The organism is Cellulosimicrobium funkei, from assembly GCF_900155925.1.
GTDB classification, from domain to species: Bacteria; Actinomycetota; Actinomycetes; order Actinomycetales; family Cellulomonadaceae; genus Cellulosimicrobium; species Cellulosimicrobium funkei.
In genome coordinates this window covers 32973-45034 of sequence record NZ_FTMI01000010.1, presented here as the reverse complement: position 1 = coordinate 45034, position 12062 = coordinate 32973, and the positions used below count along the sequence as shown (strand labels likewise).

General features: G+C 75.0%; 13 protein-coding genes and 2 pseudogenes. 7 read left to right on the top strand and 8 right to left on the bottom strand.

Going from position 1 to position 12062, the window contains the following annotated elements; translation table 11 throughout:
• The 3 genes and pseudogenes from BXA05_RS20620 to BXA05_RS19115 form a co-directional block, all read left to right on the top strand.
• Positions 1-97, top strand: a pseudogene (locus tag BXA05_RS20620) (glucosamine-6-phosphate deaminase); the annotation flags it as partial.
• Positions 98-367: 270 nt separating this feature from the next.
• Entirely contained in the window at positions 368-1039 is a 672-nt protein-coding gene (locus tag BXA05_RS19120) for a hypothetical protein (protein WP_076406800.1), read from the top strand.
• Positions 1040-1260: 221 nt separating this feature from the next.
• The gene (locus tag BXA05_RS19115; RefSeq protein WP_076406789.1) at positions 1261-3477 is read left to right on the top strand and encodes a sialidase family protein; all 2217 of its coding nucleotides are present in this window, start codon (positions 1261-1263) and stop codon (positions 3475-3477) included.
• Positions 3478-3511: 34 nt separating this feature from the next.
• Here BXA05_RS19115 and BXA05_RS19110 read toward each other — a convergent pair whose 3' ends face one another.
• From BXA05_RS19110 to BXA05_RS19100, 3 genes are read right to left on the bottom strand one after another with little or no spacing between them, the layout of a single operon-like run.
• A complete protein-coding gene (locus BXA05_RS19110; RefSeq protein ID WP_076406787.1) occupies positions 3512-4180 on the bottom strand; it encodes a YrhK family protein in 669 nt (222 codons plus the stop codon).
• A gap of 52 nt (positions 4181-4232) precedes the next feature.
• On the bottom strand, positions 4233-4538 hold the full coding sequence (locus tag BXA05_RS19105; protein ID WP_076406786.1) for an SHOCT domain-containing protein: 306 nt from the start codon (positions 4536-4538) through the stop codon (positions 4233-4235).
• 23 nt (positions 4539-4561) lie between these two features.
• Complete coding sequence (locus BXA05_RS19100) at positions 4562-5038, bottom strand: DUF6325 family protein (protein WP_021480863.1); 477 nt, start codon at positions 5036-5038, stop codon at positions 4562-4564.
• Positions 5039-5492: 454 nt separating this feature from the next.
• Here BXA05_RS19100 and BXA05_RS19090 point away from each other — a divergent pair, with 454 nt between their 5' ends.
• Positions 5493-5978 carry a hypothetical protein gene (locus BXA05_RS19090; RefSeq protein ID WP_076406783.1) on the top strand — a complete coding sequence of 162 codons (486 nt, stop codon included), beginning with the start codon at positions 5493-5495 and terminating at the stop codon, positions 5976-5978.
• A 78-nt stretch (positions 5979-6056) separates the two neighbouring features.
• Here the strand turns inward: BXA05_RS19090 and BXA05_RS19085 are convergent, their stop codons facing one another.
• The 5 genes and pseudogenes from BXA05_RS19085 to BXA05_RS19070 all read right to left on the bottom strand — a co-directional run bounded on the left by BXA05_RS19085 (position 6057) and on the right by BXA05_RS19070 (position 8395).
• Complete coding sequence (locus BXA05_RS19085) at positions 6057-6548, bottom strand: hypothetical protein (RefSeq protein ID WP_076406781.1); 492 nt, start codon at positions 6546-6548, stop codon at positions 6057-6059.
• A 59-nt stretch (positions 6549-6607) separates the two neighbouring features.
• A complete protein-coding gene (locus BXA05_RS19080) occupies positions 6608-7294 on the bottom strand; it encodes a hypothetical protein (protein WP_076406779.1) in 687 nt (228 codons plus the stop codon).
• Positions 7291-7377, bottom strand: a complete 87-nt coding sequence (locus tag BXA05_RS20615) for a hypothetical protein (protein ID WP_244550534.1) — start codon at positions 7375-7377, stop codon at positions 7291-7293. Before BXA05_RS20615 ends, BXA05_RS19080 begins: the two co-directional genes overlap by 4 nt.
• Before the next feature lie 227 nt (positions 7378-7604).
• A pseudogene (locus tag BXA05_RS20610) lies at positions 7605-7739 on the bottom strand (sigma factor); the annotation flags it as partial.
• 284 nt (positions 7740-8023) lie between these two features.
• The gene (locus BXA05_RS19070) at positions 8024-8395 is read right to left on the bottom strand and encodes a hypothetical protein (RefSeq protein ID WP_076406777.1); all 372 of its coding nucleotides are present in this window, start codon (positions 8393-8395) and stop codon (positions 8024-8026) included.
• A 151-nt stretch (positions 8396-8546) separates the two neighbouring features.
• Here BXA05_RS19070 and BXA05_RS19065 point away from each other — a divergent pair, with 151 nt between their 5' ends.
• The 3 genes from BXA05_RS19065 to BXA05_RS19055 all read left to right on the top strand — a co-directional run bounded on the left by BXA05_RS19065 (position 8547) and on the right by BXA05_RS19055 (position 11964).
• Positions 8547-9503 (top strand): L-lactate dehydrogenase, encoded by a 957-nt coding sequence (locus tag BXA05_RS19065; RefSeq protein WP_076406776.1) that lies wholly within the window; start codon positions 8547-8549, stop codon positions 9501-9503.
• 119 nt (positions 9504-9622) lie between these two features.
• On the top strand, positions 9623-10663 hold the full coding sequence (locus tag BXA05_RS19060; protein WP_076406774.1) for a phosphotransferase enzyme family protein: 1041 nt from the start codon (positions 9623-9625) through the stop codon (positions 10661-10663).
• A 140-nt stretch (positions 10664-10803) separates the two neighbouring features.
• A complete protein-coding gene (locus tag BXA05_RS19055) occupies positions 10804-11964 on the top strand; it encodes a YihY/virulence factor BrkB family protein (protein WP_083712050.1) in 1161 nt (386 codons plus the stop codon).
• Positions 11965-12062 lie beyond the last annotated feature (98 nt).

Here is a 12062-nt window from a genome sequence, read left to right as displayed (position 1 = left end):
CACGGTCCTGGTCGACGACGCGGCGGCCTCGCGCCTGCAGCTGGGCGACTACTACCGCCAGACGTACGCGTCCAAGCCCGACTGGCAGGGCCTCTAGCCCGCCGCCCGGGCGGCTCGACACCGTCCGGACTTCACCCGCTCGAGAACTGGACGCCTGTCCAGTTGGGTGTCTAGGTTGAGGCCCAGCCGATGCCCGCACCACAGCCCCCTGCAGGTGCGGGCATCGGCGACGACGGCGGTGCCGCCTCATCGTGTCCGACACGCCCGTGCCCCTGCTGCTCCGGTCCCGCTGGTCCGCGGGGGTACGGCGGCGCCCGTGGACGACGACCGCCGAGACCCGACCGACCACGACCCGACGGGAACCACCATGAGCACCTCGACCGGGCGCCGCGCCGCCGGGCGGGCCACCGCCGCCGCCGCCCTCGCTGCCACCGCCGCGCTCCTCGCGGGGCCGGCCCACGCGGCGGAGGGTGACACCTACGTGCCGACCGAGCCCTCGATGCGCCTGACGACCCTCGCACCCGTGTGCGAGAGCGACGCCGCGTACCTCGACTACGCGATCGAGGTGGAGGGCACCGACCACGACACCGCGACGGTCACGTGGATCAACCCCGACGGCGAGAGCGTCGTGCAGAGCGGGCTCCCGCTCTCGGGCCGCCTCCTGTGGCCCGGTGCGGTCGTCGACGACTCCGGCCGCGGGGTCGACTGGCCCGGCTGGCGCCTCGAGGACGGCCGGTGGGTCGAGGGCGACGAGTACGACTGGGTGCGCCCCTCCGTCGACGTCCGCTTCGAGGTCAACCCCCACGTCGTCGTGACGACCGTCTACCCGCCGGCGTCCCCCGACTGCGCGACGAACCCGCCCGGGCTGGGCGACCCGGCCGGCGTCGTCCCCGTCTCGAGCACGGTCAGCGCCTCCGCGGCGAACCCGGGCCTCGCGGAGACCGGCGTGAGCGCGGCGCTGTACGCCGGGATCGCCGCGGTGCTCGCCGCCGCGGGCACCGCCGTCGTGATCGCGTCCCGCCGGACCCGCCGCGGCTGAGCCGCCGGAGAGCTCCGACCCCCACCGACGCCCGTCGGCCGCGCACCCCGCGCGGCCGGCGGGCGTCGTGCTGTCCGCGCGCCGCCCTTGACCCTGCCGATCCGCCGGGCTACCTTCCTGACGTCAGACATCTGACATCATCTGTTCAAGCGTTCTCGGCAGCGTCGCCGCGTTCCCCCGTGACCGTCCGCCCGCGCCGAGCACCGACCGGAAGGAACGGCATGATCGGACACCTCCGCAGACCCGCGCACCGCGCGGTGACCGTCGCCGCGACGCTCGCGCTCGCGGTGGGCGGCGTCGTCGCCCCCGTCACGACGGCGTCGGCCCACCACACGACCCTCGCCCCGGACTTCGACCTCGCGCCCGCCACCGGCGGACCGGGCTCGTACACCGAGCAGCAGCTCGCGACGAACGGCCAGGGCGGCTTCCCCAACTACCGCATCCCCGCGCTCACCGTGGCGCCGAACGGCGACGTCCTCGCCTCGTACGACGGCCGTCCCACCGCGGCCGACTCCCCCGGGCCGAACTCGATCCTCCAGCGCCGCTCCACCGACGACGGCGTCACCTGGGGGCCGCAGGAGGTCGTCGCCGCCGGGAAGACCACCGCGCCGATCGAGGGCTACTCCGACCCGAGCTACGTCGTCGACCGGGAGACGGGGACGATCTACAACTTCCACGTGAAGTCCTACGACCAGGGCTTCGGCGGCTCCCGGCCGGGCGTCGACCCGACCGCGCGCGACGTCGTCCACGCCAACGTCTCCGCCTCCACGGACGACGGCCGCACGTGGACCCACCGCACCATCACCGCCGACGTCACGGCGGACCTCGGGTGGCGCTCGCGCTTCGCCGCGTCGGGCCAGGGCATCCAGCTCCGCTACGGCCCCCACGCGGGCCGGCTCGTGCAGCAGTACACGATCATCAACGGCTCCGGCCAGTTCCAGGCCGTGTCCGTCTACTCCGACGACCACGGCGCGACGTGGCAGGTCGGGCAGCCCGTCGGCACGGGCATGGACGAGAACAAGACCGTCGAGCTCTCGGACGGGCGCGTCATGCTCAACTCGCGCGACTCCGCCGGGTCGAAGTACCGCAAGGTCGCGTACTCGACCGACGGCGGCGTGACGTACGGGCCGGTCACCATCGACACCGAGCTGCCCGACCCGACCAACAACGCGTCGATCGTGCGCGCGTACCCGAACGCACCGCAGGGGTCGGCCGAGGCGAAGGTGCTCCTCTTCTCGAACGCCGCGTCGCAGACCGGGCGCGTCAACGGCACCGTCCGCGTCAGCTACGACGACGGCGAGACGTGGCCCGTCGCGCGCGTCTTCCAGCCGGGCGGCATGGCGTACTCGACGCTCGCCACGCTCGCGGACGGGACCGTCGGCCTGCTCTACGAGCCCGGCGGTGGCGGGGGCGGCATCCGGTTCGCCAAGCTCGACCACGACTGGCTCCTCGCGGCCCCGAGCAGCACGCCGGGCGAGGTCGAGGTCACCGCGGCGAGCGTCACGAGCGCGACCCCGGCCGGCGGCTGGAAGGTCGGCGACATCGTCACCTACTCGTTCACGATGACCAACCTGTCCGACGCCGTGACGACCGTCTCGCCGACGGGGAACCTCGAGCGGTTCGACCCCGCGCAGGGCGCGCCGAACTGCCGCTACCGCAACCTCGGGGCGCGCGCGGCGTACACGTGCACGTCCGCCCGGCACACGATCACGCAGGCCGACCTCGACGCGGGCTTCTTCGCCCCGCGCACCACGTGGACGTCGACGTCCGGCACGACCGTCACCACCGTGGAGCACGAGGGTCCCGGCGTGTACTTCGGCGCGCCCGGGAACATCAGCGTGCGCGGGACGCACGCGAACCCGCAGCAGTCGTACGCCGTGGGCGACCGCCTGAGCTTCACGTTCGACGTGCGCAACCTCTCGACGGCCGCGACCCAGGTCGTGCCGACGGGCAACCTCGCCGGGCTCGACCCCGCGAACGCCGCGCAGAACTGCCGGTACCGGAACCTCCCGGCCGAGGGGTCGTACACGTGCACGTTCGCGCACCACGTCGTCACGCAGGCCGACCTCGACCGCGGGTCGTTCACGCCCGCCACGACGTGGACCTCGACCTCCGGGTCGAGCGTGACGGTCGTCGAGCTCGACGGTCCGACGGTCGAGCTCGCCGCCGCCCCTGCCGCGCTCGCGGTCCAGGCGACGAGCCGCTGCCTCGCCGGCGGCGCGTACGTCGCGGTCACGGCGCGCAACACCGGCGACGAGCCCGCCGACGTCACGCTGCGCACGCCGTACGGCGAGCGCACGGTGGCGGACGTCCAGCCGGGCCGGGCGGCGTACCAGTCGTTCGCGGTCCGCGCGGCGTCGGTCGACGCCGGGAGTGCGAGCGCCGGGACGGCCACGGCGGCCGTGGACGCCGACTACGCGGCGGCCGACTGCTCCTGACACCGGGAGCGCCGGGCCGGGTGACGCGGGGGCGTCACCCGGCCGGGACGGCGTCTGTGCGGGCCGGGGTGCCGGCCGACCGGCGCGAGAGCAGCGCGGCGGCGAGGAAGCAGACGGCGCCGAGGAGCGTCCCGGCGTCGTCCCACCACGCGCTCAGGTACGTGCCCGTGGACGGGTCGACGTACGCCCCGACGGCGGACGCCGCGAAGGCGACGGAGCCGATCATGTTCAGCCACGTGCCGTGCCACGTGCGCGCGTCGGTGTCCCACAGGTGGCCCCGGTCGCGCGTCGCGAGGACCGCGAGCGCCGACGACACGAGGAACGCGACCGAGCCGTAGGCGTCCGGCCTCCACCCCACCCACAGCGCGGTCGGGGCCTTCACGGCCGCGACGAGGGCCGCCGTCGTGCTCACGTTGAAGCACAGCGTCCCGACGAGCTGCACGGCCGCGGACCACCAGTCCCAGCGGTCGGCGGGCAGCGTGCCCGTCCGGGGCGTGCGGCGCCCGCTCAGGCCGAGCTGGACGAACGCCGCGGCCGTGAAGAAGACCGAGCCGACGACGAACGTCACCCCGGTCGCCACGGCGCCCACCGCGCCCGCGTACGGCGGGAGCGCGCCGACGAGGAAGCACAGCGACCCCGCCGCGAACCCCCACGCCTCGCGCCGCAGGCGACGCCCCGGGTCGGCGGTGCGGGTGCGGGTCATGCTCGTCCTTCCGCCGTGCCGGGCCGGCCCGCGCGACGGCGGACCGGCCGTGTCAGGCGAGGATGCGGGCCTTCTGGGCCTCGAACTCGGCCGGCGTGAGCACGCCCTGGTCGCGGAGCGCGGCGAGCTGCGTGAGCTGCTCGATGCGCGCGTCCGTGGCCGCCGGAGCCGGCGCGGCGTACTGCGGTGGCGGGGCCGCGTACTGCGGCTGCTGCGGCGGGTCCGCGTACTGCGGCGCCTGCGCCGACTCCTGGGCGGCCCAGCGGCCCGCCTGGCGGCGCGAGACACGGTTCGAGACGGCGGTCGCCGTCCCGGCGACGACGGCGGTGCGGGCCACGCCGCGGAGCAGTCCTGGCACGGTGGTCTCCTTCCTGGCGCCGGTCAGCCGACCGGCTCGGTGGCGTCCAGCGACGCGATGAGCGCCTGGACCGGGATGCGCCCGCTCGCGACGAGCTGGGCACCGTTGCGGCGCAGGGCGGTCGCGAACGGCGCCGCCCACACGTTCTCGTACACCAGCACGACGGCCGTCATGCCGGGCTCGACGGCGTCCACCGCCTGCGCGAGGTCGTCGTCGTCGAGCAGCCCCGACCGCGCGCCCTCGAACACCGCGAGCTCCGTCGACCCGTCGTCGAGCTCCTCGAGCCCGACGGCCGTCACGCCGCCGTCGTCCTCGCGGCGCACGACCACCAGGTCGAGCACGCGGATGATGCCGCGGTCCACGAGGTCGACGAGGTAGGGGAACGCGGCGTCGCCCGTCGCGCGGTCGGTGGGGAGCTCGACGACGAGGAAGTCGACGGGCCCGCTCTCCCGGAGGTCGTCGAGCCCGTCACCGGGCCCGTCGCTGAGTTCCTGCGTCATCGTGGCGTCCTCCCCGCGTCCGTCCCGCGCGGCGCACGGGCTCCGTCCCCCAGGCTCGCTCCCGGGCGCCGTCCGCGTCCTCACCCGGGAAGTGTGAAGTCGCGTCACAGGTACGCGACGTGCACGCCGTCGATGCGCCCGTCGAGCGCGAACGGCATCCGGTCCGCGTACACGCGCGAAACCGGCCTCACGGCCGTGCAGCGTGGCTCGATGCTCGTCCGTCCTCCCGTCCGTCCCGGGCCGTGCGGACCCGGCGCCGTGGCCCGCCCGGGCGCGGTCGACGCCGCCGCCACACCCGACCTCCGCGAGGAGACCTGGGTGGACCTGCGGGGACGGGTGCGCACCGCTCGACCGGGCGGCAGATCGGCCATGATGGTCCTCGGCGTCGCGCGCGGCCAGGGTCGTCGCCCGCGACGTGCACGGCACGGAACCGGTCCGCGACGAGGGGGCACTCATGGAGGAGCAGGACGTCGACCGGGCGCACCGGCCGACGAGACCTCGGCGCGTGCGCCTGCCCGTCTGGGCGGGGACGAGCCTCGTGGTCGTCGGGGCGCTGGTCGTCGTGGCGCTCCTCGTCTCGCGGCTCTCCGGCGGCGCAGAGGCCTGCCCCGCGATCGGGTACGCCGATCTCCTCGAGGTGGTGCTGACCGGCGACACCGAGGAGGTGCACCATCTTCAGGTGCGCGACGGCGGAGGCGACGTGTGGCAACCACCGCTGCCAACGGGTCCCGACCCCCCGGAGTCGGCCGTCGCGACCTCGCGGGACGGTGACACCTGGTCCTTCACGCTCTTCTCGCGGACCGACCCGGTCGGGCTGCGCGCCCTCGACGAGACCGGAGCGGTCCTCGCCGAGACCGAGAAGTCCGTGAACTGGGTCCGCGTCAGGGGGTCGGAAGCGTGCGGCGGCCCGATGGAAGCCCGGGTGGGCTGGACGCTCTGATCACCCCCGAGCACGGACCGGCCGTCGACGGCCACCCGTAGGGCCCGAGCGTCGTCCGCGTGCCCTGCCGCCGCCCGATCAGCCAGCCGGCGCGCGCCGTGCAGCGCGCACCTGCGTGGACCCGAGCACGGCGAGCGACGTGACGACGAGCAGAGCCGCCCCGGCCGCACACACCTCGGCCACGCCCGACCCCGTCGCAGCGTTGAGGAGCGCCCCCACGATCGCGGCGGCGCTCAGGGTCGCCGCTGTCGCGACGGCTCGGGGCGCCTCGACGTCGGACGAGCCGCGGGCCCAGCCCCGGACCAGGCGCCAGCCGAGGACCCCGCACCCCAGGGTGAGGACCGCCCCGACACCGCCGACGAGCGTGACGAGCTGCTGCACTTCCGCGAGGAGCTCCGGTGACGCCGCTGCCGCACGGGGCGCCTCGTCGCGGTACTCCGTCACCGCCGCGGCGACGACCAGGCCGGGCAGCGCGCCGGCGACGCAGAGCAGGACGGTCGCGAACGCGAACAGCTCGACGGCCGGGCGCGCAGCGCGAAAGCCCCACGTCCAGGCTCGTCCGTCGTCCATGCCTGAGGAGTCTGGCAGAGATCGGTGTCGTCCCGAACGGATCGGCGCGGGGTGTCGGTCTACGGAGCGGTGGGGGTGTTGAGCGCCTGCTCGGCCAGGACCTCGCCGGTCCGGGCGTCGAGGACGACGATCGCGTCGGCGGGCAGCGTCTCGGGCGGCGGGGGCACGTAGCCCTCGACGGGACCGCAGGTGCGCCGGTCGAAGGACTCCAGGACGGTGCCGCTGACGGTCTCGACCGTGGCGGTGGCGGGGTGGTCGAGGATCTGCTGGGGCCATTCCTCGACGGGCAGGTAGCCGCCGTCGGTGTCGGCGGGGTTCGCGTTCCACCAGCCCTCGAGCCCGCCGATCTCGTCCGTCGTGCCGTCGGGCTGGTACTGGGTCGCCGTGTTCCCGCCCGGTTGCGCCACGTAGCTCGCGCAGATCCGGACGCCGTTCGTGTCGCGCTCGGGCGTGGACGGCTCGGGCGCGCTCGTCGTGGCGTCGGTGCGCGGCGCGTCGCTCGGGCCCGCCGGCACGACCCGGCCCAGCCGGGTGCTGGGCTCGGTGCCCGCGGTCCCGAGCGCGGCCGGCACCACGAACGCCACCGCGGCGATCAACGCGACCGCGGACCCGGCGACGGCGCCGAGACGACGGCGCGTGCGGACCCGCCGCGCGCGGGTCAGGACCTCAGCGGGGTCGAGGTCGGGGTCGAACGGCGCGGCGCGCAACCGGTCGCGCAGCGCGGCGGCGAGGTCGTCGTCGTTCACGGGTGCTCCTCTCCCAGCACGACACGCAACGCGGCGAGTCCGCGCGACGCCGAGGCCTTGACGGTGCCGGGCGTGACGCCCAGCTCGACGCTGACCTGCTCGACCGACAGGTCCAGCAGGTGACGCAGCAGACGACCCGGCGCTGGCGCGGCGGCAGGGTCATCAACGCCCGCACGAGCTCGTCACGGAGCACCACCGCGTCGTCGCCCGCCGCGTGCGCGCGCTCGGGCACGACGTCGACGAGCCGTTCGCGGCGCCGTCGTCGCCAGTGGTCGACCCGGAGGTTCACCAGCACGCGTCGCGCGTACGGCAGCGGGTCCTGGCGTGCCCGCGGCCACGCCCGCCACACGCGCTCGTACGCCTGCTGCGTCAGCTCCTCGGCCCGGTGCCGCTCGCCGACCAGCAGGTAGGCCGTCGTGGCCAGCGCTCTCGCCGAGTCGCGCACGAACGCCTCGAACTCGACCGACGACGACCGGTCGCCCACCGCGAGCGGGAGCGACGCCTCGACCTCGACGCCGCTCGACCCGACCCCCTGCTCCACCCGCACCTCCGCCACCGACCTTCCTGTCACCCACGACAACGCACGAGCGCGCCGAGAGGTTGAAACGCGCCGCCCCTGGCGCGGAGTCGTGGGGCGATGGCAAGGCCGTCGGAGTCGTGCGACGACCGGGGGCGCTCTCCTCCGTTTCCCGAGGGATGAGATGGCTCGGCCGCTCAGGGAAGGCCCCCTCAGTCGCAGCTGTTCTCGACGTGCTCGGTGACCGCGCTGAACGAGGCCTGGTAGTCGTCGTCGAGCAGGAGCTCGGTCCCGTCGTCGCCGTCGGCCAGGGCGTCCGCCACGTCCGAGGCCGTCGTCGTCACGCGGTCCCAGTCCGCGCTGAGCGCGTCGGGCGCGGTGACCTCGCGCATCGCCTCGGCGTCCTGCGCGAACGCGTCCGCGGCCTCGTCGCGCGTGAGCGACTCCGTGCTGGCCCTGACCGTCTCCTCGTAGGACCGGGCGGCGTCGCAGAAGCTCGGCTCGTCCGCCGAGCAGGCTCCTGCCGACACCAGCACCACACCCGCCGCGGCGACCGCCGCGACCCGGGACCGCAGAGCTCTCATGACCGTCCTCGCCTCGCACCCTGCCCGACCTGGCGGCCCGGCCTCCCCGGGCGGCCCGAGGAGCACTGCCGATGATGCCCCAGGCCCTCCGGCACCGCCCCCGGACGCCGCGCACGAGCCGCAGCGGCGCCGTCTGCGTAGCGTGGTGCCCATGACACGCGTCGAGAGCTCGAAGGTCACGGTGGTGGGCGCCGGGAGCGTGGGGACCAGCCTGGCGTACGCCGCGCTGATCCGCGGCTCCGCACGGACGGTGGCGCTCTACGACATCAACCGCGCGAAGGTCGAGGCCGAGGTGCTCGACCTCGCGCACGGCACGCAGTTCACGGGGGCGAGCCAGGTCGTCGGCGGTGCGGACCCGTCGGTCGCGCAGGGGTCGCACGTCGTCGTCATCACCGCCGGTGCGAAGCAGGACCCGGGCCAGAGCCGCCTGGACCTCGCGGGCACGAACGTCCGCATCCTCGAGACGCTGCTGCCGCAGCTCCTCGAGCACGCGCCGGACGCCGTCTACTGCATCGTCACCAACCCGTGCGACGTGCTGACCGTCGCGGCGCAGCAGATCAGCGGCCTGCCGACGTCGCGCGTGTTCTCGTCCGGCACGGTGCTCGACACCTCCCGGCTGCGGCGCCTCATCGCCGACAAGGCTCGCGTCGCGGCGACGAGCGTGCACGCGGACATCGTGGGCGAGCACGGAGACACCGGGTTCGCGCTGTGGTCGCAGGCGCGCATCGGGCCGGTGCCGATCCTCGACTGGGTCTCGCCCGACGGCCACCACTTCACGCACGGCGAGCTCGACGAGATCACCGACCAGGTGCGCCAGGCCGCGTACCGGGTGATCGAGGGCAAGGGCGCGACGAACTACGCGATCGGGCTCGCGGGGGCCCGGATCGTCGAGGCGGTCGTCAGCGACCAGCACGCCGTGCTGCCCGTCGGCACGGTGCACGACGACTACCGCGGCATCGGCGGCGTCGCGTTCTCCGTACCGAGCGTCGTCGCGTCCGGTGGCATCCAGCAGGTCCTCGACCTCACGATGTCCGCGGCCGAGGAGCGTCAGCTCCGCGCGTCCGCCGAGGCCCTGCACGCCGCGCAGCAGGACCTCGGGCTGGAGTAGCAGCCCGCGCCGGGCCACCGCGGCCCTCCCCGCACGGGTTCGTCCGCGCGCGGACGACGGCGCGGCGTCGTCGGGAAATCTCTCGCCTCGGCGCCACGACGACGCCCAGGATCGTCGCCATGCTCCCGCTCTCCGAGATCCATGCCGTCCGCACGACCGTCGACGACGAGTGGCGCAGTCCCGTCGCGGACGCCGTCGCCGCCCGGTGGGGGATCCCGCCCGGTGCGGCGCGGTACTGGCGGTCGAGCGCGTCGCACGTCTTCGTCGTCCCTCCGGGCGTCGACGACCGCGGTGTGCTGTACGTCCGCTTCGTCCCGGCGGCGCTCCGGTCGCGACGATCCGTCGAGGCACCGGCGGCGCTGCTCGCCGCCGTCGGCGCGCAGGGTGGCGTCGTCGAGCCGCTGCCCTCGCTCGACGGCGCGCTCGTGGAGACCGTCCGGACGCCGTCGGGGGACGCGCACGCGGTCGTCGTGCCCGAGGCACCGGGGCGGGAGCACGACGTGGACGACCTGACCCCCCAGGGCGCGAGCGACTGGGGCGCTGCGCTGGCGCGGTTCCACCTCGCCGCGGCCCCGCACGCGGCGCTCGTGTCCGACGTCGCAGGGGCCGCCGCGACGGGGAGCCGGAACGGCGGCGACCCCTGGGCCACGCTCGCCCTCCGCTCGGCCGAGGCCGGCGACGACGCTCTCGCCGAGGCCGCGGTCCGGCTGAGCGCCCCGTGGGGCCAGGTCACCCAGAGGCTCCCCGGCGGCGTCCTCCACGGCGACTTCGAGCTGGACAACGTGCGCGGCGAGGGCCGGCACATGGTCGCGTTCGACGTCGACGAGACGTGCGTCGGGCCGTACGTGCTCGACGTCGCGGTCGCCGTCCGCGACCTCGTGGGGACCGGCACGGTCGACGATCCCCGGTACCCCGCGCTGCTCGCCGCCTTCCTGGAGGGGTACGGCCGCACGCGTCCGGTGCTCGACGCGGAACGGCACGCCCTGGCCCTGAGCGGTCCTGTCGTCGCGGCACGCTCGCTCGTGCACGGCCACGGCGTGCTCGACGCGGGCGACGCCCCGGACGACCCCGGCTGGCTCGCCGAGCTGCGGCGTCGCCTCGACGCCCATCACGACCAGGCCCGGAAGGTCGTGCTGGCGGCGAGCAGCACGCTCGACTGAGCCTCGCCGCGCGTCCGGGGGCGCTCCGCTTGCGGGTGGAGCCCGGCGCACGGAGCGTGGTGCTCGTCCGGGACGCGCCGTGAGGCCGTCCACCGACGCGAGCGTCGTGCGCCGAGGCGACGCCCACCGAGGAGGCCGCCATGACCGACAGCAGCGGACGCCACGCGTCCGGCACCGCACGGGACGAGGAGTCGCGGCCCGCCCCCGACGCCGACCACAAGCCCGACTCCCCCACGGACCTGCGCAAGCCGTCGTGGGGCTTCGCCGTCAAGGGCGCGGTGCGCGAGTTCATGGACGACCAGTGCACCGACCTGGCCGCCGCGCTGACGTACTACGCGGTGCTGGCGTCGGCGCCCGCGCTGCTGGCGCTCGTGTCGATCCTCGGGCTCGTGGGCGACGGCGAGAAGGCCGTCGAGTCGGTGCTCAAGAGCGTCGAGGGCGTCGTGCCGCAGACCACCCTCGACATGATCAAGCCGCTCGTCGAGAACGCCGCCAACACGGACAAGGCCGGGTTCGCGCTCGTCATCGGTGTCGTGCTGGCCCTGTGGTCGGCGTCCGGCTACGTGGGCGCGTTCTCGCGGTCGATGAACCGCATCTACGAGATCGAGGAGGGACGCCCGATCTGGAAGCTGCGCCCCGTGATGCTGGGCGTCACCGTCATCACCGTGCTGCTCGCGGGCCTGGTCGTGGGGAGCCTCGTCCTGTCCGGGCCGATCGCGCGCCAGGTGGGCGAGCTCGTCGGCCTCGGGGACACCGCGATCGCCGTCTGGCAGGTCGCGAAGTGGCCGGTCGCGCTCCTGCTCGTCGTCATCCTCGTCGCGCTGCTCTACCACCTCACGCCGAACATCAAGCAGCCCAAGTTCCGCTGGGTCAGCCCGGGCGCGATCCTGGCGATCCTCGTCTGGGTCGTCGCCTCGGCGGCGTTCGGCCTCTACCTCGGCAGCGGGCTGAGCAACTACGGCGCGACCTACGGCACCCTCGCGGGCGTCATCATCTTCCTCCTGTGGCTCTGGCTGACGAACCTCGCGCTCCTGCTCGGCGCCGAGCTCGACGCGGAGGTCGAGCGCAGCCGCGAGCTGCAGAGCGGCATGCCCGCGGAGGAGCGCATCCAGCTCCCGCCGCGCGACACGCGCGCGAGCGAGAAGAAGGCCGCCAAGCGCGAGGAGGCCGTCGAGCAGGCGCGCGCCCTCCGCGAGTCGAACGGCCGGTCGACGGACACCGACACCGACTCTCCCGGCACCGGGCGCACGAGCGCGGACGACGACGCCACCGACCCGGGCACGACGCCGCGCCGCGACTGAGCTCACCGGCGACGACGGGCCGCCGCGCCCGGCGGCCCGTCGTCGGCCCGCTCCGCCCGGCTGCCTGCGCGCCCTGTTCGTCTTCCCACACGGCCCGA